General features: G+C 39.9%; 18 protein-coding genes and 1 pseudogene. 5 read left to right on the top strand and 14 right to left on the bottom strand.

What is annotated here, in order from left to right; translation table 11 throughout:
* Nucleotides 1–11: 11 nt before the first annotated feature.
* The 8 genes from ACYQ3Q_RS15620 to ACYQ3Q_RS15585 form a co-directional block, all read right to left on the bottom strand.
* On the bottom strand, nucleotides 12–1,490 hold the full coding sequence (locus tag ACYQ3Q_RS15620) for a trimethylamine methyltransferase family protein (RefSeq protein WP_459929462.1): 1,479 nt from the start codon (nucleotides 1,488–1,490) through the stop codon (nucleotides 12–14).
* A gap of 26 nt (nucleotides 1,491–1,516) precedes the next feature.
* Nucleotides 1,517–2,152, bottom strand: a complete 636-nt coding sequence (locus tag ACYQ3Q_RS15615) for a cobalamin B12-binding domain-containing protein (RefSeq protein ID WP_459929461.1) — start codon at nucleotides 2,150–2,152, stop codon at nucleotides 1,517–1,519.
* 409 nt (nucleotides 2,153–2,561) lie between these two features.
* Nucleotides 2,562–4,133 carry a glycine betaine uptake BCCT transporter gene (locus ACYQ3Q_RS15610; protein WP_459929460.1) on the bottom strand — a complete coding sequence of 524 codons (1,572 nt, stop codon included), beginning with the start codon at nucleotides 4,131–4,133 and terminating at the stop codon, nucleotides 2,562–2,564.
* 512 nt (nucleotides 4,134–4,645) lie between these two features.
* The gene (locus tag ACYQ3Q_RS15605) at nucleotides 4,646–5,803 is read right to left on the bottom strand and encodes a sigma-54 interaction domain-containing protein (protein ID WP_459929459.1); all 1,158 of its coding nucleotides are present in this window, start codon (nucleotides 5,801–5,803) and stop codon (nucleotides 4,646–4,648) included.
* Between the two features lie 9 nt (nucleotides 5,804–5,812).
* Entirely contained in the window at nucleotides 5,813–6,610 is a 798-nt protein-coding gene (locus ACYQ3Q_RS15600; protein WP_459929458.1) for a methyltetrahydrofolate cobalamin methyltransferase, read from the bottom strand.
* 120 nt (nucleotides 6,611–6,730) lie between these two features.
* Nucleotides 6,731–7,378: a DUF1638 domain-containing protein gene (locus ACYQ3Q_RS15595; RefSeq protein WP_459929457.1), complete on the bottom strand. Its 648-nt coding sequence runs from the start codon at nucleotides 7,376–7,378 to the stop codon at nucleotides 6,731–6,733.
* 551 nt (nucleotides 7,379–7,929) lie between these two features.
* Nucleotides 7,930–9,732: a sigma 54-interacting transcriptional regulator gene (locus ACYQ3Q_RS15590; protein ID WP_459929456.1), complete on the bottom strand. Its 1,803-nt coding sequence runs from the start codon at nucleotides 9,730–9,732 to the stop codon at nucleotides 7,930–7,932.
* Between the two features lie 326 nt (nucleotides 9,733–10,058).
* Nucleotides 10,059–10,511, bottom strand: a complete 453-nt coding sequence (locus ACYQ3Q_RS15585; RefSeq protein ID WP_459929455.1) for a YkvA family protein — start codon at nucleotides 10,509–10,511, stop codon at nucleotides 10,059–10,061.
* Nucleotides 10,512–10,816: 305 nt separating this feature from the next.
* Here ACYQ3Q_RS15585 and ACYQ3Q_RS15580 point away from each other — a divergent pair, with 305 nt between their 5' ends.
* Nucleotides 10,817–10,990: a DUF1540 domain-containing protein gene (locus ACYQ3Q_RS15580; RefSeq protein WP_459929454.1), complete on the top strand. Its 174-nt coding sequence runs from the start codon at nucleotides 10,817–10,819 to the stop codon at nucleotides 10,988–10,990.
* Nucleotides 10,991–11,062: 72 nt separating this feature from the next.
* On the opposite strand, the gene ACYQ3Q_RS15575 is transcribed toward ACYQ3Q_RS15580, so the two are convergent.
* The 5 genes and pseudogenes from ACYQ3Q_RS15575 to ACYQ3Q_RS15555 all read right to left on the bottom strand — a co-directional run bounded on the left by ACYQ3Q_RS15575 (nucleotide 11,063) and on the right by ACYQ3Q_RS15555 (nucleotide 17,571).
* Nucleotides 11,063–11,629 (bottom strand): DUF502 domain-containing protein, encoded by a 567-nt coding sequence (locus ACYQ3Q_RS15575; RefSeq protein ID WP_459929453.1) that lies wholly within the window; start codon nucleotides 11,627–11,629, stop codon nucleotides 11,063–11,065.
* A gap of 178 nt (nucleotides 11,630–11,807) precedes the next feature.
* Nucleotides 11,808–11,983: pseudogene (locus ACYQ3Q_RS15570) on the bottom strand (PLP-dependent transferase).
* A gap of 163 nt (nucleotides 11,984–12,146) precedes the next feature.
* Nucleotides 12,147–13,058, bottom strand: a complete 912-nt coding sequence (locus tag ACYQ3Q_RS15565; RefSeq protein WP_459929452.1) for a 4Fe-4S binding protein — start codon at nucleotides 13,056–13,058, stop codon at nucleotides 12,147–12,149.
* 415 nt (nucleotides 13,059–13,473) lie between these two features.
* Nucleotides 13,474–14,913, bottom strand: coding sequence for a glycogen synthase GlgA (gene glgA, locus ACYQ3Q_RS15560; protein WP_459929451.1), 1,440 nt, complete (start codon nucleotides 14,911–14,913; stop codon nucleotides 13,474–13,476).
* 210 nt (nucleotides 14,914–15,123) lie between these two features.
* A complete protein-coding gene (locus ACYQ3Q_RS15555; protein ID WP_459929450.1) occupies nucleotides 15,124–17,571 on the bottom strand; it encodes a glycogen/starch/alpha-glucan phosphorylase in 2,448 nt (815 codons plus the stop codon).
* Between the two features lie 388 nt (nucleotides 17,572–17,959).
* On the opposite strand from ACYQ3Q_RS15555, the gene tnpA reads away from it, so the two are divergent.
* The 4 genes from tnpA to ACYQ3Q_RS15535 all read left to right on the top strand — a co-directional run bounded on the left by tnpA (nucleotide 17,960) and on the right by ACYQ3Q_RS15535 (nucleotide 20,958).
* Complete coding sequence (tnpA, locus tag ACYQ3Q_RS15550) at nucleotides 17,960–18,349, top strand: IS66 family insertion sequence element accessory protein TnpA (protein WP_459929449.1); 390 nt, start codon at nucleotides 17,960–17,962, stop codon at nucleotides 18,347–18,349.
* Nucleotides 18,342–18,698, top strand: a complete 357-nt coding sequence (gene tnpB / locus ACYQ3Q_RS15545) for an IS66 family insertion sequence element accessory protein TnpB (protein WP_459929448.1) — start codon at nucleotides 18,342–18,344, stop codon at nucleotides 18,696–18,698. Before tnpA ends, tnpB begins: the two co-directional genes overlap by 8 nt.
* Nucleotides 18,699–18,814: 116 nt before the next feature.
* Complete coding sequence (tnpC, locus tag ACYQ3Q_RS15540) at nucleotides 18,815–20,455, top strand: IS66 family transposase (RefSeq protein WP_459929447.1); 1,641 nt, start codon at nucleotides 18,815–18,817, stop codon at nucleotides 20,453–20,455.
* Between the two features lie 311 nt (nucleotides 20,456–20,766).
* Complete coding sequence (locus ACYQ3Q_RS15535; protein WP_459929446.1) at nucleotides 20,767–20,958, top strand: PspC domain-containing protein; 192 nt, start codon at nucleotides 20,767–20,769, stop codon at nucleotides 20,956–20,958.
* A gap of 148 nt (nucleotides 20,959–21,106) precedes the next feature.
* Here the strand turns inward: ACYQ3Q_RS15535 and ACYQ3Q_RS15530 are convergent, their stop codons facing one another.
* Nucleotides 21,107–23,098, bottom strand: coding sequence for a heterodisulfide reductase-related iron-sulfur binding cluster (locus ACYQ3Q_RS15530; protein ID WP_459929445.1), 1,992 nt, complete (start codon nucleotides 23,096–23,098; stop codon nucleotides 21,107–21,109).
* Nucleotides 23,099–23,111: the final 13 nt, after the last annotated feature.

Below are 23,111 nucleotides of genomic sequence, written 5' to 3'. Positions count from 1 at the left end.
TTTTTACCTCCCTATTTTGAACTTTTCTTCGCTTCCCGCGCTTCCGCTCTATCGACAATCGCTTGAATTTCTGCGATCACACTGTCTGCTAGTTTCTCGGGTTTGTGATTATTAATAATAGCTTGGGTTTTTTCCTTGACCCGCTGTCCCATGGACTTAGAGCCTTCTGCCTTCCAACCGTCATACCTGAGCCTGTTGATCAGGGTGGGTGCCCAGTTTTCACGGAAATGGGCCATCGTATGGTCTTCCGCTAAGTAGTGACCACCCGGGCCGACCTTGTCAATAACATCGACGGCTAAGTGTTCATCATCAACTAGAATACCACCTAGAATTTTCTTCACCATGCCAATGATTTCATCATCCAAGGTCATGAGTTCTAAGGAAGAGGTCGCACCATACTCCATATAACTACAGTCGTGAACAAGGTTTGCGCCGCTTAAGCCGGCGATCAGAATTGAAAAGGCCGCTTCAATGCCCATCTGAGTGTCGATCACTTTGGCATCCGTGCAACCACCCGTACTGAACATCGGTATCTTCATGTGGCGGGCGACAGAGGTTAAGCCTGCCGAAAGTAAGCTTAATTCCGCGGCTCCATAGGATAAAATAGTGCTTGACATGTCCATCGTGGAAATTAGTCCACCCATGATAAAGGATGAACCTTTACGGACTAATTGACCCGCTACCAGTCCTACCAAGAAATCGGCCACCGAGATTACGAGACTTCCTGCCATCGTGGCAGGAGCCACTCCACCTGAGAAAGTACAGGGTGTATATATGACAGGAATATTGGCCCTGGCTGCAAATATTGCTTTATCAATGGCCTCTGACGAATGCCGTAACGGGGGACTAGACTCTGAATAAAGGATAATAAAGGGATTGCGTTGCAGGGCTTCCATTCCTCCCGCCACTGCGGCAGCCATATCCACGATGTCCTGATACTGATCTATCCCGAAACCCCAGTGGATAATGGGCTTGGTTGTGTTTTCTACCATAACTTGAAACGCATGAACATCCGCTAATGTCGGTGTGACATCCATGATGGTTCCGCAATCCATGGCATAGGATATATTAGGCAAGGCATCAACCGTGATCGTTGCCCGCAACGTATCGGTTTTCCGAGGACGCCGACGTTCCCCAGTAAAGGGATCGAGGGTGTAAGTATTCGTGGGTCCTGGGCCATAATATACATTTTGCCCCTCCAAGAACATGGTTCGTTCACCGTTTCGATTAGAAATTACAATTCGTGAGGGTGCACTACGGATCGCCCACTCGACGAGGTGAGATGGGATACGTACCGTATTGCCTTCAACCCAACAGCCTCCCTTTTTGAAAATTTCTAAAGCCTCTTCACTGTGTACCTCCGCCCCCGTTCGCTCCAGCACCTCGAGGGCACCATTCAAGATGGTCTCACATTGATCATCGCTCAACACCCTAAACTGTGGTGTCGTATTTACTTGATAGTTGGCCCTTACGTATTGGCTTTTTGACAAGTCACACACTCTCCTTCCTCAATCTACTAAGCTAGAAGTTTCTTACAGAGATCCGCAGCAGACCCTGCATCCGGGGCAAACCCATCGGCCCCAATTTCATCGGCGAAGTCCTGAGATATCGGGGCCCCACCGATCATTACTTTTACTTTGTCGCGCAAGCCCTCTTCTTTTAAGAGTTCGATCGTATCTTTCATGGCCAGCATGGTCGTCGTGAGCAGAGCTGACATGCCGATCACACCTGGTTGATGCTCTTTGACCGCTTGTAAGAATTTCTCGGGACCCGCATCCACCCCAACATTGATGACCGAATAGCCAGCACTCTCTAACATCATGCCGACTAAGTTTTTCCCGATATCATGAAGGTCACCTTTGACCGTTCCGATGACCACCTTGCCCGCTGAAGGGATATCTTCACTTAGAATGAGGGGTTTAACTAGATCCATACCAGCATTCATAGCCCGCGCCGACATTAAGACCTCCGGCACATACATTTGACCGGACTTAAATCGTGCCCCTACGACACTCATTCCGGGGATCAGCCCTTGGTTGATAATTTCAACAGGGTTGCTTCCGGCCTCGATGGCCTGTTGAGTCAATTGTTTGACTCGGTCTAGTTGACCGGTAATGACGTTTTGAGAAATCTCTTCATAATAATTGGGCATTTCTGCTTCTACCTCCCTTATTAAATTTAATAGATTTGCCAATATATGATTATTGCAAATATTGTGCCAATTACATTACTCGCAAGAATCTGCATTTTGAGCCGTTTTTTGCGTTCTTTGCATAATGCAGATTACAAAAATATCTCATTTTGGGATCTTGATGTAGTCCAATTCCCTACATCATGTGATGTATCCGATGTCCGAGCGATTCTCGATTATCCTATTATAGGATTTAGTAATCTCTTTTTAAGATTTTTGGTAATCATAATCACACAGGATCACAAGGTATGGACAATTAAACAGAACATTTAGCCTTTATAAGAGATAACAAAGACCCAACATTTTTGATGTGGGGTCTTTGTTTCGCTAAGATTCAAATCCAAATAATGAGGTAATTATAAACTGACTCCTAGACTGTCTTACTGCTTTGTGATGTGGTTGCCTTATAGTTATTAACTTGCGGTTCAACACTTTCCTTATCAAATTCTTTATTAAAGGCCTTTGTAAGTGATACTACCATGGCAAACATGACAATCATAAACGGAAAGGCTGCAGCAATGGAGGCAGTCTGTAGCGCACTCAATCCGCCAGCTATCATCAAAGCGATCGCTACAGCACCGACAATCACACCCCAAGTAATCTTCAGCCCGGCTTTAGGGTTTAATTCCCCACCTGAAGTTAACATAGCCATAACAAACGTAGCTGAGTCAGCCGAGGTAATAAAGAAGATCGCTATGATTAAGGTGGTCAAGATGGTTAGAATGCTCGCCATTGGATAGTACTGAAACATCGCAAAAATAGCTGTACTCATGTCTTTTGCCACTGCAGCTGCAATCCCACCATGTTGAACAACCTCAACAAATAGTGCACTGTTGCCCATGACTGACAACCACAGAAAACTCATTAAAGTAGGAGCAATGACTACACCCAAGACAAACTCTCTGACCGACCTGCCTCTCGAAATACGCGCGATGAATGCCCCAACAAACGGACCCCAGGCAACCCACCATGCCCAGTAGAAAATGGTCCATCCTCCTACCCAACCATCATTTGTTTTGAAGGTATCGGCCCAAAAACTCATTTGAACAATATTCTGAAGGTAAGACCCGAAAGTTTCGGTAAAGCCATTAAGAATATACCGAGTTGGCCCAACGATTAGTATAAAACCCACAATTATAGCAATTAGGAGCATATTAGCGTTACTTAGGAACTTAATCCCTCGATTAATTCCAGTTACTGCCGATGTTATAAATAAAGCCGTAATCACTACGATGATAACGACAGTTGTCGTCATCCCGGTGGGAAGGCCATAGGCATAATTTAACCCAGAAGCAATCTGAGTAGCACCTAATCCCAGAGAGGTAGCAACCCCAAAGATCGTAGCAAAAACTGCTAGAATATCGACTAGTTTACCAATCCAACCGTTTATTCCTTTCTCTCCAAGTAGCGGATAAAGAGAGGAACTGACTAAGGCTGGTAAACCTTTACGGAACTGAAAATAAGCCATTGACAAGCCGACTACGGCAAAAATACTCCAAGGATGTAAGCCCCAATGGAAAAATACATAACGCATGGCAATTTGAGCTGATTCAACGCTCGATTTCTCGCCATAAGGAGGAGCAGAATAGTGATACATGGGTTCAGCTACTCCCCAAAAAACAAGGCCAATTCCCATACCAGCAGCAAAGAGCATGGCAAACCAGCTCCAAGTGCTGTATTCAGGCTTCTCTCCATCTTTGCCTAGGGTTAGTTTGCCATATTTGCTTAACGCTAAAAATATAGCAAAACATAGGAAAAAAGTCACTCCGATTAAATAACTCCAACCGAAATTGTCCGTTATAAATTTCTGCACCGCGCTGAAAGTTGCACCGGCTGCTTTAGGTTGAAGCAGTGTAAAGAAAACAAACAAAACCATAATGATCGCAGAAATTGAAAAAATAGTCCGATCAATTTTTCCTAGGAAACTCTTTTTTTCACCCATACTTCGTTCCTCCTTAATCTCTTTCTCTTTAGATTGATCGTCTGGAGTTCACTTGATCATTGACACTCCCCCTCCATCTTCCATAATCGCAGTTCACTGATTATAATCTGGTTTCGAACTGGGATAAGAGTAATGTAAATTATTTTTTCTGAATATTAAATTTATTTGCAATAAGCATGCCACTTTAAATTACTAAATGTCTACCAATTAATCTTACAGGCTATATTTCTCTCTTGATTATGCAATATCGTCAATCTAAACGAGCTTAAAGTCCTGTATTAATCATTGTTTCAACGGCACAGTTCTTAGTCAGTATTAGTTTAAGTTTAATATAGTTCTTCAAAAATTTTCTGAAATTGAATAGAAAAGCTCTTCGGACAGACTGCTTAATCCTATCCAAAAAGCCATCCAAGTCACTATGTTGTCTCAATATAAGAACGAAAACCGTAATATTATGGCTGAATTCCCATAGATAATGCCTTTTGGCAAATCTCAACTTAGGATGACTATCTCTATTTAGGAATTTTAGTATCAAGCCCCAGATCTCTTAGCTTTCTGTAGAAAGTAGATCTACTTATCCCCAAGCTATCGGCTGCCTTTTCTTTTGCTTGACCGCTACTACCGAACCTTTTCAACGTAGCTACGATGGCATTTTTCTCTAATTCAGCTAAGGTAGGTTGTACATCTCCTGTTGATAGACTGGCATTTTGTTCATAATAGTCATTTACCCGAGCAGACAAAAAAGTATAGTCAATAACATTCTTCGTGGCAATATTTACTGCATACTCAACTGCATTTTCCAGTTCCCTTACATTCCCTAACCAAGGGTAAACAAGCATTTTTTTCTGTACTTCTTGTGTAAAACCAGTTATTTGTTTACCAAGAATCAGATTATACTTATCTAAAAAATGATAGAGCAGAAGCATCAAATCTTCTTTCCGTTCACGCAACGGCGGAATATAAAAAGGAATAACACTTAACCTATAGAAGAGATCACTTCTAAATAACTTTTCTTTGATCATTTCTTCGAGATTGCGATTTGTCGCAGCGATAATCCGGACATCGACCCACACAGGTTTTACTCCACCGATCCGATCGATTTTGACTTCTTGCAACACTCGTAACAACTTTACCTGAAGATGCATCGGCATGTCACCGATTTCATCGAGAAATATTGTTCCACCATCCGCTTGTTCGAATTTTCCTGGCTTACCGCCGCGACTAGCTCCAGTAAAGGCTCCTTCTTCATACCCGAATAGTTCACTCTCTAGGAGCGCATCCGGAATAGCTCCGCAATTTATGGCGATAAATGGGCCGTTTTTTCGATGGCTTTCTTCGTGAATAGCTCGGGCGAATAACTCTTTACCGGTTCCACTCTCGCCTGTAATTATGATTGTCGAGTCTGTTGCAGCGACAAGTTGCATTTTTTGCTTAAGTAGGGTCATCGCTTTACTGGTTCCTAATATTCCGTCAAGAGTATATTTGCGATCTTCTCGAATCAATCGTCCCGCTAACTTTCGCAGCTCGCGGATACTTCGGAAGGAAATAACTAAACCGATAATTTCCTGATCTGTTTTGATGGGTGTTATGGTGCTGATAAAGAGGCATAGTTCTTCCTTGTTTTTATACTTGATTTCTTGTTCGGCATATTGTTGTCCAAAGCTGAGCACAGGCTATCTCTATTCGTACAACCCTTTACGGTGGGCAGTTAAATACTGCATACAGAATGAATCTTGTCCCAATAAAGCCTGAGAGGCGTACACAAAACCCATCATTGCTTTATCAAGAGGATCGAGAATATAGGCATCCATGCCAGCTTCCATTGTCTGAATCATAAAGGCCTGGTTCAAAATCTTGCGGTTAGGTAACCCATATGAAACGTTACTTAGACCACAAGCCGCATGAACAAGGGGATATTCTTTGCGAATAAAACGGACTGTATCTAGAACATCGTTACCACACCCATCTCCCGTACTGATTGGGGTGACAAGTGGATCTAGGTAAATATCATCTTCCGGAACTCCGGCTGCTGTAAGATCCCCCACTAATTTACGCACAATCGCAATACGTTGCTCGGCAGATTCTGGAACACCCGTATCATCCATACACAATGCTACAACTTTTGCCTTATAGTTTAGAATCAAAGGTAAGACCATGGCGTAGCGTTCTTTCTCTGCCGTTATGGAGTTAACCATGGGTTGGCCATTTATTATAGCTGCTAGTCCGGCTTCCATTGCCTCTGTCCTGGGTGTATCAATACAAAGCGGTGCCGATACTACTTCCTGAATAGTGCGAACAAGCCATTCCATCGTCTCAACCTCGTCATGCACCATAGTACCGCAGTTAACATCTACATAATGAGCCCCAGACTCTACTTGTCTTTTCGCCAACTCCTGAATAAAGGCCACATCCCTTTGCTCAACGGCAGGTTTAACAGCTTTTCTGCTAGTATTGATAAGTTCTCCAATGATTAACATTTGCCTTCCTCCTTCTACTAATTAAGATTATCTTTTGATATCTCTCTTCATCTCTCGTAATCTCTCGCTTTTAGTATTTCAGCATTTAGATTAATCGTTCTGATGGATTAGCTCCCTACACTATAGAAAATTACGCTGCATAACCATCCTTCCAGGAGGGTTGACCACAAATTCTTCATCCCAATCCCCTTGAATGAGCTTTTCTATTAAACGCCAAGAACCTTGTTGTTTTTGATAATCCACCTTAATATACTTGGCGACTTCGCTGGAATACTTGCCAAGCTCTTCGCTATTCCCCACGCCAGTATCAATAAATACTACCCGTTGATAATTGCTATATTGAATATCAATCATCCATTGGGCATTCTCTTCACCATAGGATTCAGAGTAGCGTTTGAATTCTGCTAAAGGTTCCGCACCTTGGTCAATCCAGCCCTTGCTCAAGTAGATAGAACCGGGGCATTTCTCGAACTCTCGGTCATAGATTTGGCGAGCACCCATTAAGATACTTATACAATCATGCACTCTGGGGATCACCAAGGTATGTCGTTCAGAATAAAGATTTACTACACCATAAGAACAAAGACCATACCCAAATAGCAAGGTGTCATGTTCAATATCCGCATCAATTCGTTGTTGAAGTTCCAATTGAAGTTTCTGTGGTTCGCGATGCAAGGCATAAGGCAGCAATTCTAAATCAATCTCAGGTGGAAGTATCTTTTGAAATTCATCAGCTAATGTGTAACAGGCAAATACTTTGCTTTTCATTCTTACACCTTCCAACTAAAATGAGTGATGGTTATTCTAATCCATTCTGACTTATCGAACGTTTTAAAGCGTTTTATGATTGCCAAACTTCTTCATCATAATATGGCATTCTTTTTCTACCCCCTTCATTAATCCAATAGTTCGACTGTTTGATTATTGCAAATATTATGCCAATTATAATATCTAGCAAAAACCTGCATTATAAGGCGTTACTAACGATGTTACCTTATAAGAAGATTACACAAAAATCTCATTTTGGGATATTTATTATGTTCAATTCGCTAAATGCCGTTATTTGCTGGATATCAAGTGATTCTCGATTATCCTATCATAGGATTCAATAATCCCGTTTTGGGACTTTTAAAAATCAGCAAGCAAATTAATCTTCCATAAACTAAATATTTTAAATTTGAAATTTGTAAGCGCTTGAAACTTTACAAATAATTATTATTGAATATACTTCAAGCGCACGTTTAATAAGCAAACCCAGCACACTATAATGCTGGGTCTTTGTTTAGGACATTTAATCTCCTCGAGTTATCAACTTGTATCTATCTGTATTTAGTGATTATATTATCTTCTAGTTCCAGATCTTTTACCTTTCTATAGAAAGTAGATCTACTTATGCCCAGGCTATCGGCTGCCTTTTCTTTAGCTTGACCGCTAGTACCGAACCTTTTCAACGCAGCTATGATAGCATTTCTTTCTAACTCAGCTATAGTTGGTTGAACATCACCTCTAGGTAGACTGACATTCTGTTCATAATAGTCATTGACTCGAGAGGACAAGCAAGTGCAGTCGATAACATTTTTCGTGACAATATTTACTGCATACTCAACTGCATTTTCAAGTTCTCTTACATTCCCCAGCCAAGGGTATGTTAGCATTTTCCTCTGGGCTTCTTGTGTAAAACCAGTTATTTGTTTACCAAGAATCAGATTATACTTATCTAAAAAATGATAGAGCAAAAGCATCAAGTCTTCTTTCCGTTCACGCAACGGTGGAATATAAAATGGAATAACACTTAACCTATAGAAGAGATCACTTCTAAATAACTTTTCTTTGATCATTTCTTCGAGATTGCGATTTGTCGCAGCGATAATCCGGACATCGACCCACACAGGTTTTACTCCACCGATCCGATCAATTTTGACTTCTTGCAACACTCGTAACAACTTCACCTGAAGATGCATCGGCATGTCACCGATTTCATCGAGAAATATTGTTCCACCATCCGCTTGTTCGAATTTTCCTGGCTTACCGCCGCGACTAGCTCCAGTAAAGGCTCCTTCTTCATACCCGAATAGTTCACTCTCTAGGAGCGCTTCCGGAATAGCTCCGCAATTTATGGCGATAAATGGGCCGTTTTTTCGATGGCTTTCTTCGTGAATAGCTCGGGCAAATAACTCTTTACCGGTTCCACTCTCGCCTGTAATTAAGATTGTCGAGTCTGTTGCAGCGACAAGTTGCATTTTTTGCTTAAGTAGGGTCATCGCTTTACTGGTTCCTAATATTCCGTCAAGAGTATATTTGCGATCTTCTCGAATCAATCGTCCCGCTAACTTTCGCAGCTCGCGGATACTTCGGAAGGAAATAACCAAACCGATAATTTCCTGATCCATTTTTATGGGTGTAATCGTACTGATAAATAGGCATAGTTCTTCCTTGTTTTTATACTTGATTTCTTGCTCGGCATAATGTTGTCCAAAGTTCAGCACTTTAGGAACAGAAAATTCAGGGAAAATATCATTTATGTGTTGCCCACAAGCTTGCTGAGTAGAAATACTCAATAACTTTTCGGCAGACTTGTTAATATGAGTTATAAAACCTGCATGATCAATCGCTACGAGTCCCTCGACAATAGAGTTTATGACTGCGCTAAATTGGTTTGCCATTAATGAGAGGCGACCATGCATTTGATTCTCACCAATCTTACTACTTGTTAAGGCTGAAATCTTCATTAAAAAATCTTGCAACTTGTCTCGGTTAGAGAGTAGCTGATTCTTTTCCACTTCATCGAAAGCAAAAATTGAAATTGTGCCAATTACATATCCGTTTAATACGATTGGAGAAAGTATTGCGGCTTTGAGTTTGCAGATGATTTTTTGATTACAGTCTTTGCAAATCCTATGTTTAAGAGGTTCATCATCTAAGACAAAATTGCCACCACTATGAATGATTTGATCCGTGATAGATCCTTCGCCATAAACTATACCAATTTCACCCCGATATTTACCGGTTCCTGCAATAACTTCTAAATTCTTATCAATGATTGCAACCTCAAATTCTATCACTGCTGCGATCACTTCTGCTATTTGTTGGACATAGGATTGGTTAATTTTAATTTCAGACATTAGTAACGATTTGGTAAATCCCGATATCCTCTTCATTAGCTCACCCGCGTTTCTAGCTAGATTTATTTAGAGTTTGTACCTTAATATAATTTTACAACTAATTATTCTCCTAGTATAGATGTAATTTTATGAATATTTGATAAATAACACACAATTTATGTCTAGCTGGATTGATTTGATTCACATAAAAATAAGTAAGGTGGAAGTACTATTTCTTACTTCCACCTTACTTATTAAAAAGCAAATTCAATTTTTGGACAAGAGCACTATCTATACGCACTGAATGTTTTATTATCGTAGACTAATTCCATGATAATCAGACACTCTTAGGAAGTTGATGTATTGTGTTGAACTAATTGGCTATCTGGCTGATCTGATTCTTTTTCGGATTCGATTTGCTTTTTCCATAGTTTATATCTGTCTAGATCAACACTAACTTGAGTAATGACAAAGCCAGCTACCGCAGCGTCATCCACTAACCCCGCAAAGGGAATATAGTCGAAGATTCCATCCATAGGAGAAACGAAATAGACGATCCCTAAGACAATTATTAAGAGTGAGCGCGTGGGCATCTCCTTATAGTTGCCGTTAATCCAATCTTTTAATACCCCAAATAGTAGCTGTAGCTTCTCCCAAGTTTCACCCAATGCTCTTCGGTTCGTAGTAGCTTTTTGCAATGCTTCATTGAGAAGGCCTAACAATTTTTTCTTATCTTTAAGGTATTCGTTCGCCTTCGCTTTAAAGGGCGCCAATCTCTTTTTTTCGAGCTTCGTATCCATTATTGACAACTCTCCTTTTTACCAGTCTGTTAATCGACTTAAACCATATCCAGGTTAATCTATGGCTCATTTGCTAGTGTCTAAATATCTTTGAAAATTAGCTTTTGTAAATCTGTTTTAAATTATATCATACAGCTATTTGCTTTAAATAAACATTTTTAGGCTTAGGCTAACGACATACAGTTTATATCATCCAAAGTATTTTAGTTATAACAAAGAAATAAAGTTAGAAATTGGTATTCATATAATTAGACAAAGTGGACAATAATATTATGGAATTGAAAACAAAGGAGGATTGTCTAAATATGACAGGACGCGCTCAAAAAATGCCTCAACCTAACGGTGGAATCAAATGTGTAGTAAATACTTGCCATTATTATGGCACCGGAGATCATTGCCATGCAGACAAAATCGAAGTTCAATCCCCAAATGCAAAGAACACTGAAATGACAGATTGCGCAACATTTCTAGCTGAGTAATTAATCAAATCAAGTAAAAGTTACTATTTATCAAGGCTTGCCCTATTTGGGCAAGCCTTAAACATTCACTCTTTATGTTGTCTTTTTACTTAGAAGTCCAGCGGAAGCTATAAACTTCAAGGCTTCTTCGGAAGTAACTTCGAGCTGCTGAACTTTCTCTTCCGGCACAAGAATCAGATTTCCGGCCCATTGCATTGACTGCATTAAGTAGACTGCCACATACCCTTTAGGAATAAAGGCACTTTCTTCATCATTGGTGAGGAATCCCAAAAGTTTAAACTCATGGGACATATTGACAACTACTAGACGAGAAAAACCTTTCTTATTGGCCGAAAAGGAATTCACCGTGTCTTTAATAATTCCATAGATGCTACCCAGTAGTGGAACTTTAATAAAAAGCTTATCCAAGTAATTTAGTAATTTATTCGTAAGCCAGTTTGATGCTAACAAGCCTACCAGGAAAATCACAACAAGTGTCACGATAACCCCGAATCCTGGAAAATATAAACCTGCACGCTCTAGCGCCCCTTTGAACAAGCCATCTGTGATTAAAAACATTTTATACAGAATGTAGAATGTAATTACTATGGGTGTTAAGACAAAGAGACCTTTTAAAAAAATTCCGAACAATTTTTTCATACTTTATTTCTCCAGTTTCCCTAAAAATATAGACAAACAATAAACTTATATTATTTTATAAGTTTATCTAATAAATCTATTCAAGTACATTATTCTACTAAATACTTCCAATGTCAAATTGGAATTTAAACTTTAAGTATATCCGATAAAATTAGGCACTATACGTTATTTTAATCTATTATCCAATAATAACCCTGGCGCCCATACCCTGTGATAAATCGTCTATTAAATCCTGAACATCTTCAATTCCTACTGATAATCTAAGTAAACGATCGTTGACCCTAAACGCTCTCTGGTTTGGATAGGTAGATCTAAATGGGTCTGGGTCCAGGGATAAGTTATTAAGCTCTCCACTCCACCGAGGCTTTCTGCAAAAGAAATAATTTTATGCCCCAAGATGCGCTCCCGATCTTGCCTAGTGACACTTCCTTCATGCCAGAAGATATTATTTGCCAGTCCCACACTATATCCCTACTTTCCAATCTAATTACTGGATTTTTGTCAGAAAAAAAATGTTCTAACGTGCAACAATATCGGAAATATTGTCATAATCATCCTTAGTGGTCAGAGAAGTATCCGCTAATTCCTTCTTCAGTACTTCCCAGCCAACTCGCTCTATGGTTCGCCGTAAACGTTCTTTTGGCTTGCCGTAGTTTACGAAGAAGGCTAATGTTGCATCGATTACTCTAAATAGCTCTGTTTTTTCAAAAATCAGCGGCATAAACTTAATTCCTGTAGCAATTTGCTGACCCAAAGTACCCCCAAAATACACAAGAAAGCCACTTTTTCCTTGCCAAGCATCTAAGGGGCATGATTTTACACACTTCCCACAATTAATACATTGATCTTCAACAAATTTGAGATCCCTATTCCCTTTATCCACTTTAATCGCTTTTCCGGGGCAAACAGCTTCACATATGCCGCAGAAACTACAGTCCATCTTCTCCCAGCACGGTTGAATGCCACCTTTTACCCCAAGGTCATTTTCTTCCGCTTTCAAACAGTTATTCCTGCACCCTGTAACTCCCATTTTAAACTTATGGGGAAGGTCTTTGGCAAAATATCGTTTATCAAGTTCATTGGCAAGTGCTGTTGTATCAATCAAGCCGCTTGGACAGATAGCGCTTCCCAGACAAGCGGTAACTGCTCTTACCCTAGGTCCACTAGACCCTAGCTCTAATCCCGCTTTAAGTAATTCATTTTTTATGGTATCAATATGCTCAAGCTTAATAAAAGGGATTTCAATCCCTTGTCTTGATGTAATATGAATATATCCATCGCCATATACCTGAGCAATCTCATAGACCTTTTTTAACTTGTCTGCTCTTAATTGACCTCCGACAACCTTTATTCTCATTGAAAAGGTGTCCTCCTGGATCTGCCTCATAAAACCCATTTTTTTTAACGACTTATTATCAAGCTTAGCCATCTCTTCAACACTCGCTTTCTATTTTGATACGATTAACCCTAAGGAAAGCTTTCTTCGGTCAATTTTAACTCTAACTAAGTTTAGCTGAACCAATCCCAATCCAGGGGCTTGGCTATGGGTGAAGGAAACTCACTTGGCTCCATATGTTATAAATAATTTAATACATATGTATTCCGATATGTTTATAATTGATTAGGATTTATTATAGTGCATGATTGTAATTCAAGTCAATAGTTTTTATAGATAGGTAGAAAAATGTCGAACAAACCCGGTTTTTCTCCCTTTAAGAAAAACTGGGTTTGTTCGACACTCATTATTGCTCATATGATTTAGGCAATAGTTTAAGCAAGCAGAAGACTATAGTTTGACGAAGATTAACTTTAGCGTATTCGGCTTCGGTTTACATAGTCTACTCTTAAGATATATGCAATAATGACTTATAAATCTCTATGTAAGCATTCGCGGATCTCTTCCAACTAAAATCGCTCTTTAAAGCCTTAAGTTGTATATTGTTCCAGGCTTGCTTATCTTCTTGATAAATACGCAAGGCCCGTTGTACTGTATACAATAATTCGTGAGCATTATAATTCACAAAACCAAATCCGTTACCCGACCCGGTAATGTCATTATACGGTATAATTGTATCCTTTAAACCTCCAGTTTCCCGTACAATTGGAACGGTCCCATAGCGCATAGCAATCATTTGAGCAATACCGCAGGGTTCATAACGTGAGGGCATGAGGAGCATATCGATCCCAGCATAGATTTGATGCGCTAGTTGATCAGAAAAATCTAACCTTGTGACCAGTTTTTCGGGATATTTAGAGCGGTAATAACGTAACATTTCTTCATAGCGGTTCTCTCCTGTACCGAGGATAACCAGCTGGATATCCAGTTCCAGGATCTCCTCTATAACATGGGCCAAGAGATCCAAGCCTTTTTGGTCTACAAGTCGGCTTACCATACCTAATACAGCTCTGTCTCCTCTAACAGGAAGTCCCAGAAGACGTTGTAAGTGCTTCTTATTTTTCTCTTTAGCAAGTGGGAAATTGTGATATGTCTCAACAAGATAGGGATCGCTCAAGGGATCATAGACCTCATAGTCAATGCCATTTAGAATACCCGTGAGCGATTCTCTTCTTTTTCTTAACAAGCCATCTAGGCTTTCGCCATAAAAAGGATTTTGTATTTCCTCCGCATACGTCGGACTCACCGTCGTAATTTGATTGGCATAAAGTAGAGCACCCTTCAAAAAATTGATTGCACCATGAAATTCTAATCCATTTTGAGTAAAAAAATCCATCCCAAGGCCTAGAATATCACCAAGAACTTCCTTCGGGAAAATCCCCTGATAGTTTAGATTGTGAATCGTAAATACCGTTTTAATGGGATAGTACAGGGGCTCACGACTATAAAACGTTTTAAGCATGAGGGGGATTAATGCCGTATGCCAATCATGACAATGGATGATATCTGATTTGAATCCCGGTATGTGAATTAAACTTTCCAGTGCTGCTCGAGAAAAAAATGCAAATCGCTCTGCATCATCATATTCTTCATAGACAAGTTGACGTTTAAAATAATATTGATTGTCAATAAAATAATAAGGTACCCCCTGGTAGATCATCTCATCCAAACCGCAATACTGTTTACGCCAAGCGACAGGAACATCGAAATGGGTAAGATGTGTAAACTTCCTTTGAAAATCGTCTGATATACTACTGTACTTCGGCATAATAACGCGCACATCAATTCCTTGTTTATGCAAGAAGGCAGGTAACGAACCGGCGACTTCCCCTAAACCACCAGTTTTAACAAATGGATCTGCTTCAGCAGTCACAAAAACGATTTTCATAATCTACCACCTCTCCATTTTAGATTTAGATGACTGTACTTTTGAGGTCAACCAAAGGTTGATCGAAGTGTATTTGGGTAGAGGTTTGTCCACAATCTTAGTGTGAGTGCGGCAATAAACTCGTAATTTTGTTTACATCGCACTCGCCGTCACGTTATACCAACTTCCTTCGGTTTCCTCAACTATATGAATTACACTTCCATAAATTGTTCAATGAGAAGAAATACTGTTCACGGTTCGGTATCTAATCTTCCATATCCAATCGGCATATTCTCTAATCGTTCTATCACTGGAAAAGACTCCTGAATTAGCAATATTGGCCAAACAAATTTGGTTCCAATCCTTTTGATTCAGATAAAGCGCTTGGAGCTTTTGATGCATTTCAAGATATGAACTAAAATCTTTTAAGACAAAAAACTCGTCATTATAGATCATCAGGGAATCATATAATGTCCTAAATTCATCCCCCATATTATAGAAAAATCCACTGTTTAATTGATCCACACACGTTCTAATATCATAGTTGTTGTGGTATTCATCCCATGGCTTATATCCTCCATCACTGGTGTAAGCCAATACTTGTTCAGCGCTAAGCCCAAAGATGAAGATATTATCCTCACCTACAGCTTCTTTAATTTCGACATTGGCTCCATCTAAAGTTCCTAAGGTGAGGGCCCCATTCATCATGAATTTCATATTGCCTGTTCCGGAAGCTTCTTTACTGGCAGTAGAGATCTGTTCACTAATGTCAGCTGCTGGATAAATCAATTCTCCTTGAGAGACATTAAAGTTCTCCAAGAATACGACCTTAAGTTTTTGGTTGACCCGAGAATCTTGTTCAATTTTTGTGCTCAGAGTATTAATCAGCTTAATCACAGTTTTAGCATAGTGATAGCCCGGGGCTGCTTTTCCACCGAAAATGAACGTTTGTGATCCTGACAAAGCCTCCGGCTCATTTAACCCTTTATTAAATAAGTGCATGATCTTTAACACGTTCAGTAATTGTCGTTTGTAAGCATGAATTCTCTTCACTTGAACATCAAAAATTGACTGCGGGTCAAGGACCAGCCCATATTTTAACTTAACCCGCTCGGCTAATCGGCATTTGTTTTCGTATTTAACCTTAGCGAGTTGTTCCAAAAAACTATCATCATCCTTTAAGATGTGAAGTTTCTTGAGTTCTCCGGCATCTTCCTGCCAGTTGGGGCCGATTGCCTCTGTGATCAAGTGAGATAATTTAGGATTTGCGGCTAGTAAAAATCGCCTGTGATTAACTCCATTGGTCTTATTATTAAATTTGTAGCCAAAAACTCGATAGTAATCTTTAAAAACCTCATTCTTAAGAATTTTGGTATGTAACTTCGCAACCCCGTTGACGGATGAACTACCGATAATAGCCAAATTAGCCATCCAAACATAACCATCTTTTAAAATATGGGTGTTGCGTATCACTTCCTCATCATCCATATAACGGGCAGTTAAATCTTCTTTAAATCTTCGATCGATTTCCTCAATAATCAAATAAATTCTCGGCAAAAGATTTTTAACCATCTCAATTGGCCATTTTTCCATAGCTTCAGGCATAACCGTATGATTGGTAAACGACATAGTGTTGACAGTGATATTCCAAGCTTCATCCCAGCCCATTCTTTCTTCATCGATCAAGATGCGCATCAGCTCAGGAATACATAAAACTGGATGAGTATCATTGATATGAACTGAGACACGTCGAGAGAAGTCATGTAAAGAACTTAAATGGTTCCTTTTTTTATAACTCCGGACAATCGTCCCTAACCCTGCAGCAACAAAGAAGTATTCTTGTTTAAGCCTTAACTCTCTTCCTGCTCTACTACTATCATCGGGGTATAGAATATAGGAAATTGCCTCTACTTCCGACTTAAAGCTGGTGGCTTGATTGAACTCTCCGCGATTGAAACAGGCCAAATCTAGTTCGCTACAGATCGTCTCAGCACTCCATAACCTTAAGTTATTGATATACCTTGAATTGTCATAGCTCATAATCGGAACATCATAAGGCACAGCTAAGACTTGTTCATAGTTCTCATGGTTAAAGAATGCTCGCCCATCTCTGAACTCAGTTCTTACAGTTCCCTTGAATTTAACAATCACGGCCTTATCCGGCTTTCTTGTTTCCCAAGGATAACCATTCTTAAGCCAGTTATCTGCCACCTCAACTTGATTGCCGCCAACAATCTTTTGTTCAAATAACCCATACTTATAGCGAATCCCATTACCATGACCATCAATTCCTAAGAAAGCCATCGAATCGAGTAAACAGGCTGCTAATCTTCCTAACCCTCCATTACCTAAGCCAGGATCTACTTCTTGCTCCAATAGCTCATCTAGATTAATACCCAAATCTAATAAACCAGCTCTTACTAGATCCTCGATCTTAAAGTTTACCAAATAATTATTCAGAAGCTTACCAATCAGAAACTCCATGGAAAAGTAATAGACTTGCTTCCCTTGAGAGATTGAATTTTTGTTTATGGCCCGATAATAGCTCATTTTTTCTTTTAGCAACAAGACCAAGGCAACAAATTTATCCCAAGCGGTTGCTTCATCTGTTGTAATTCCTTCCCCCTCAATCAACTTCATCAAAAAGGCTTGCTTAAAGCTTTCTTTATCCTTAAACATACAATTTGTACCTCCAATACTTTATTCAACATTATTATTTATATAACTGCTGTCAAGGGAACAACCCTAACTATAAAAAAACGTAAGTACATTCATGGTTTTAGTAATCATTCTCCTTGGCAATTGTATTTCCTTTCTTTTTATAGGTATTATTTACTGACAAGTTTCGTCATACTTCAGATAAGTTCTGCTTGGATTAAGAATTTCACCTTTCCACTTGGGTGTGTATTGACAGCATATGCAGAAGGTAAATAGTAAACGGTAAATAATGAGTACCTGTCTTAAAATTACTTGTCATGTTAACCTTGAATATATGAATCTCTAAAAACTTGAGAACTTCTAACAGTTTTTCAAGTACTAGAAAAACTATAATCAAGGAGCTGTGCGTATGGACAGTAAAGTGAAATCATTAACTGCTCAGTATCGTTATGATAAGTGGGTTGCTATCATTTCAGAACACAATGCCAGTGGATTAGGCATCAGAGATTGGTGCCGGCAGAATAACGTAAAAGAAACATCTTATTATTATTGGCTTAAGAAAATCCGTCACTCTATCGTCGAATCCATTGATCAAGATGATAGAAATGGTGAGGTCTCTTTTGTTCCAATGCTATCACAACCGAAAACAAACGAATTAAGTCATGTTAAAAATGTTAAAGCTAACTCAACAGGTCAACCAGAAGTTATTATCAAACTCGGTGAAATTACCATCGAGTTTGGAAATCAAACATCGCAAGAGCTAATCTTAAATGTGCTCAGGGGCCTTAGAAATGTTTAATAGTGCCTCTGGATTTGATCAAATCTATATCGTCTGTGGTTACACCGATTTGAGAAGTGGAATAGATGGGCTAAGCGCCCTTATTCAGCAGAAGTTTCAGCTTAATCCCTTCCAAAATGTACTTTTTCTGTTTTGCGGAAGAAGAACCGATCGAATCAAGGGACTGGTATGGGAAAATGACGGTTTTCTAATGCTCTATAAACGTCTTGAGAACGGACAATTCCAGTGGCCACGTACTGAAGAAGCTGCTCGAAACATTACCTTACAACAATTTCGTTGGTTGACAGAAGGTCTCACACTTGACCCCAAGAAAAAGGTTCATCAATCTTCTCCAAAACGCGCAATTTAGCCAAAATACCTGTGGATAAAACGATTTAAAAATGTTAAATTTTAAACTTTTCCACAATTTTAAAAGCAAGCTCATTCCTTCTGTACACTGCATCTTCCGTGTGATAAAGTGAAATCATGGAGAAAAAATTGACCGAAAAACAACTAACTGACTATAGTAAGGAAACCATCGTAACCATGTACATGGCACTTCAGGAAATCACAGAATCCTTAAAGAAAACCAGTGACATGCAGCAGGAGCAGATGAATGTCCTTAACAAAAAGATCGATTTGTTACTGGAACAAGTCGCCCTGGCCAATCAACGACGTTTTGGCAGATCGAGTGAGAAGATCGTTTTAGATGGTCAAATGGAGCTTTACTTCAACGAAGCTGAAGCCATTGTTGACGCTAACGAATCGATCACTGAGCCTGAGCTAGACGAGGTTTATTCAAAACCGACTAAGCGCAAAAAGCAAAAGGGAAAACGCGAAGCAGATCTTAAAGACTTACCTATCAAGGTCCTCCATCATGAAATGAGTGAACTTGAACTAAAAGAGATCTTTGGTGACAAATGGCGTAGGCTACCAGACGAAGTTTATAAAAGACTTGCTTTTCATCCAGCGACTTTTGAAGTGGAAGAACACCACGTCGCTGTTTATTGTGGCGCAGATAATCAGACCATTGTGCGTGCGAAACGCGATAAAGATCTTCTTAGAAACAGCATCGTGACGCCGTCGCTACAGGCGGCGATCTTTAACAGCAAGTATATCAATGCACTACCGCTTTATCGATTGGAGCAAGAATTCAAGCGACATGATGTGAACATTTCTAGGCAGAACATGGCAAACTGGACGATCCAGTGCAGTGAGCGATACCTTTCTTTACTTTATGACAGAATGCATCAGGAATTACTTGAGAGTCCTGTTCTACAAGCGGATGAAACGCCCGTGAAAGTGAGTAAAGATGGCAGAGCTGCAGGAAGTAAAAGTTATATGTGGGTCTATCGCACAGGCAAAATGTACGATAAACAACCAATCATCTTGTATGAATACCAGCGAACCAGAAAGGCAGACCATCCCCGAACGTTCTTAAAGGATTACTCTGGGGTGCTCGTGACAGACGGATATCAGGTTTATCACACGCTGGAAAGTGAACGTGAAAATCTGACGGTTGCAGGTTGCTGGAGTCATGCTCGAAGGCGCTTTGCAGAAGTTGTGAAAGCCCAAGGCGAAGAAAAAGCCAAAGGCACCCTAGCCTATGAGGCTTTAAAGCAGATAGCTGCCATCTATAAACTTGACAATGACCTTTCAGAGTGCTCAAATGAGGAGCGCGTACGGCAAAGGCATCTCATCGTGAAGCCTCAGGTGGAGGCCTTCTTTGCATGGACAAAATCACAGGTTAATGAAGTCCCTGAAAAATCTGAAACGGGCAAAGGTCTTTTATACTGCCTTAATCAAGAGCGCTATTTAAAAGTATTTCTTGATCATGGGGATGTACCACTTGATAACAATGCTACGGAATCGGTGATAAGAGGCTTTTGCATTGGAAAACATAACTGGCACTTAATTGACACGATCAATGGTGCTAAAGCGAGTGCCATCGCTTACAGCATTGCTGAGACTGCTAAGGCCAATAATCTTAAGCCGTATCAGTACTTCAAACATCTACTGAGTGAGATCCCAAAGCATGAAGATGATACAAACTTATCTTTTCTTGAAGATTTGTTGCCTTGGTCAGGTAAGCTACCGGAGGAATGTAAAAAACAGACTAATCTATAATTCACAACGGACCGTCATTTGACGGTTTTTGTTTACTCTATGACGCACTATTTACCGTTTACGGTAAATAAATGGCACCCAACAAAAATTGTATTCAAAGCACAGTTTAACAACGTCAAAAAAGAGTCTTTACCATCGGCCGGTAAAAACTCTTTTTCTATTTTTTTACAATATTCTCCAAGTAATTAAGCCCTAAATATTTATTTCCTCAAAATGTAACAATTATAGCTTTTAGTACGTATTAAGAGTGTGATACACAAACAGCCCAGAACATAAATTTTAGAAAGATAATTTGAAAGGGAGGGAAAGTTATGTCGAAACGCTTGTATCGATCTAACCTTGATAAACAACTCGGTGGTGTCTGCGGAGGATTGGCCGAATACCTAAAATTAGATCCCAGCCTCGTACGGATTGCTGCAATACTTCTTCTCTTCTTAGGAGGAACAGGGTTTTTGGCTTATCTGGTTGCTTGGCTGGTCATCCCATTGGAATCCAAATACTAAAGATTAATTAGAATCATCACGATTTCTCTAAAAGTGTAACCAAGGCGACGACATAGGACTTGTCTAGTGTCGAATAGACCATGGATTGGCTTACATTGGGCCTAGCGCCAGCGCTTAAAGGATTGGCGTTAGGCCAAGTTTTCTCTGTTTAATCAAGAGCGTCGCATACTAGTTCTGCAATATCCTTATTTTCAATATCTGCCTCTAAAGTAGAAATTGCTTCTGTTAACGTTGTTAAACATAACGAGCATGCGCTGGCCAGGATATCAGATTCAGTTCTCAGAGCTTTCTTTACCAACAAGTCATTAATGCGTGCATCCTTGGCGTCGCTTTCATTTTTCACCCATACTCGACCACCGCCCCCTCCACAACAGAAGGCCCAAGTCCGATTATTCTTCATTTCTACCAGTTCTAACCCTGGAATTGAGGCTAAGACCTCTCTGGGTGCCTGATATAGAGCATTATATCTCCCTAAATAACAGGGATCATGAAAGGTGACTTTGCGTTTTTGGACTCCCTTTAGGTTTATTTTTTGAGACTTAATAAGATCTAAAATGAATTCGGAATGATGTATTACTTGATAATTCCCGCCGAAATGAGGATACTCATTTTTAAGAGTGTTGAAACAATGAGGACAATGAGTCACGATGGTCTTAAATTCGTAGCGGTTTAAATTTAGGATGTTTTCATGGGCTAATTGTTGAAAGAGCTTCTCATTACCCAGACGCCTTACGGAATCTCCACAACATTTTTCTTCCGTTCCCAAAACGGCGTAATCGATTCCCGCTTTATCTAAAATTCTGAACATAGACTGTGAGACTTTCTGATTTCGGGATTCATAGGATCCAAAACACCCCACCCAATAGAGAATATCTGTCTGCTTCTTTTCACTAAGTTGAGGAATTTGTGACTCACCAGCTAAATAATACTTATTAGCTTGACTTAATCCCCAAGGATTTCCCGTATTAGAGATAGTCTCAAAGATTGACTGAACCTCAAGGGGATAGCCCTTATCCTTCGAGCTTAAACTTCTGCGCATGTCAACGATTCTTTTAACATGTTCGATAGACATTGGACATTTTTCTTCGCAAAGTCCACATGTCGAACAAGCTAATAATGTTTCTTTAGAAATAACCTTATCGATTATAAGGGATGCTTTGGACAGGTCTCTTCTGAAGAGAGAGTTCCTTTCTGTAGCGTGCCTTTTCAAACTTTGGATCACTTTTTTGGGAGATAAAGGTGTTCCACTCATATAGGCTGGGCAACCCTTTTGACACCTTCCACAGGAAATACAAGCATCTAATTCGAGAAGCTGTTTCTTCGTGAACTCTTCAAGACGTCCAGCTCCAATCTTCTCTACACCGTTAGGAAGGATAGCAATCGGAGTCAAGGTGCCTGACGGAGAGAATGATCTAAGGAAAATGTTTAGCGGAGATGCCACCATGTGAAATAATTTTGAATAAGGAATATAGGCGATAAAGCTAAAGGTTAAAAGCATATGAAAATACCAAAGAAAACCATGCAGGTCTAAGGCCATTGGAAGGGATAATCCGGATTTTTGAGTTACTACGGAGAACACTAGACCTACAGGCGACCACCATGCCCAAGGATCAGCAGTTGAATATATCCGCAAGCCCTCTAATAGGAAACCAGTAAAAAGGATCGTAAAAACAAGCATAAGCAAAATCGCGTCATCATAAGTGTACTCTTCATGATCCGGTTTATAGATATATCGTTTATAGGTGGCCATGACTATGCCTATCATGGTCAATAATCCTAATAAGTCAAGCAATAAGCTGAGAATTAAATACTTCTTTCCATAGAAGAGCGGAATTCCAAAGTGATCCTGGATGGCAATGACCATAGTTCCGAAGGTTAACATTAGAAACCCATAAAAAACGCTCAAATGCATGAACCGTCGAAAGTTTCCCCTAAAAACTCCTCTGTCATGGTTGATAATGGCTGAAAAAAACAGCTTAAATCTTAGACCTAGGTTATCGTAAACGATAGGGCGTCCCCTATGCCAGCTGCGAATCTTTTGGGTAAAGCCCACTACGAAAATGCTCAATGCTATCAGCGCAATGATATACATGATGCCCTTACCGTCAATATTCCAATAGATCTCCCTTGTTGCTTCCATGTTTCACCTCTAC

The sequence above is a fragment of the Desulfosporosinus burensis genome, from assembly GCF_054657535.1.
This window is presented reverse-complemented; position numbering and strand designations above follow the sequence as displayed.

Coding starts and splice junctions, on each gene's coding strand:
- ACYQ3Q_RS15585 (WP_459929455.1), bottom strand. CDS start 10,511: ATGGATACGAAGCTCGAAAAAAAGAGATTGGCGCCCTTTAAAGCGAAG.
- ACYQ3Q_RS15590 (WP_459929456.1), bottom strand. CDS start 9,732: ATGTCTGAAATTAAAATTAACCAATCCTATGTCCAACAAATAGCAGAA.
- ACYQ3Q_RS15595 (WP_459929457.1), bottom strand. CDS start 7,378: ATGAAAAGCAAAGTATTTGCCTGTTACACATTAGCTGATGAATTTCAA.
- ACYQ3Q_RS15575 (WP_459929453.1), bottom strand. CDS start 11,629: ATGAAAAAATTGTTCGGAATTTTTTTAAAAGGTCTCTTTGTCTTAACA.
- ACYQ3Q_RS15530 (WP_459929445.1), bottom strand. CDS start 23,098: ATGGAAGCAACAAGGGAGATCTATTGGAATATTGACGGTAAGGGCATC.
- ACYQ3Q_RS15535 (WP_459929446.1), top strand. CDS start 20,767: ATGTCGAAACGCTTGTATCGATCTAACCTTGATAAACAACTCGGTGGT.
- tnpC (WP_459929447.1), top strand. CDS start 18,815: ATGGAGAAAAAATTGACCGAAAAACAACTAACTGACTATAGTAAGGAA.
- glgA (WP_459929451.1), bottom strand. CDS start 14,913: ATGAAAATCGTTTTTGTGACTGCTGAAGCAGATCCATTTGTTAAAACT.
- ACYQ3Q_RS15610 (WP_459929460.1), bottom strand. CDS start 4,133: ATGGGTGAAAAAAAGAGTTTCCTAGGAAAAATTGATCGGACTATTTTT.
- tnpB (WP_459929448.1), top strand. CDS start 18,342: ATGTTTAATAGTGCCTCTGGATTTGATCAAATCTATATCGTCTGTGGT.
- ACYQ3Q_RS15600 (WP_459929458.1), bottom strand. CDS start 6,610: ATGTTAATCATTGGAGAACTTATCAATACTAGCAGAAAAGCTGTTAAA.
- ACYQ3Q_RS15555 (WP_459929450.1), bottom strand. CDS start 17,571: ATGTTTAAGGATAAAGAAAGCTTTAAGCAAGCCTTTTTGATGAAGTTG.
- tnpA (WP_459929449.1), top strand. CDS start 17,960: ATGGACAGTAAAGTGAAATCATTAACTGCTCAGTATCGTTATGATAAG.
- ACYQ3Q_RS15580 (WP_459929454.1), top strand. CDS start 10,817: ATGACAGGACGCGCTCAAAAAATGCCTCAACCTAACGGTGGAATCAAA.
- ACYQ3Q_RS15565 (WP_459929452.1), bottom strand. CDS start 13,058: ATGGCTAAGCTTGATAATAAGTCGTTAAAAAAAATGGGTTTTATGAGG.
- ACYQ3Q_RS15615 (WP_459929461.1), bottom strand. CDS start 2,152: ATGCCCAATTATTATGAAGAGATTTCTCAAAACGTCATTACCGGTCAA.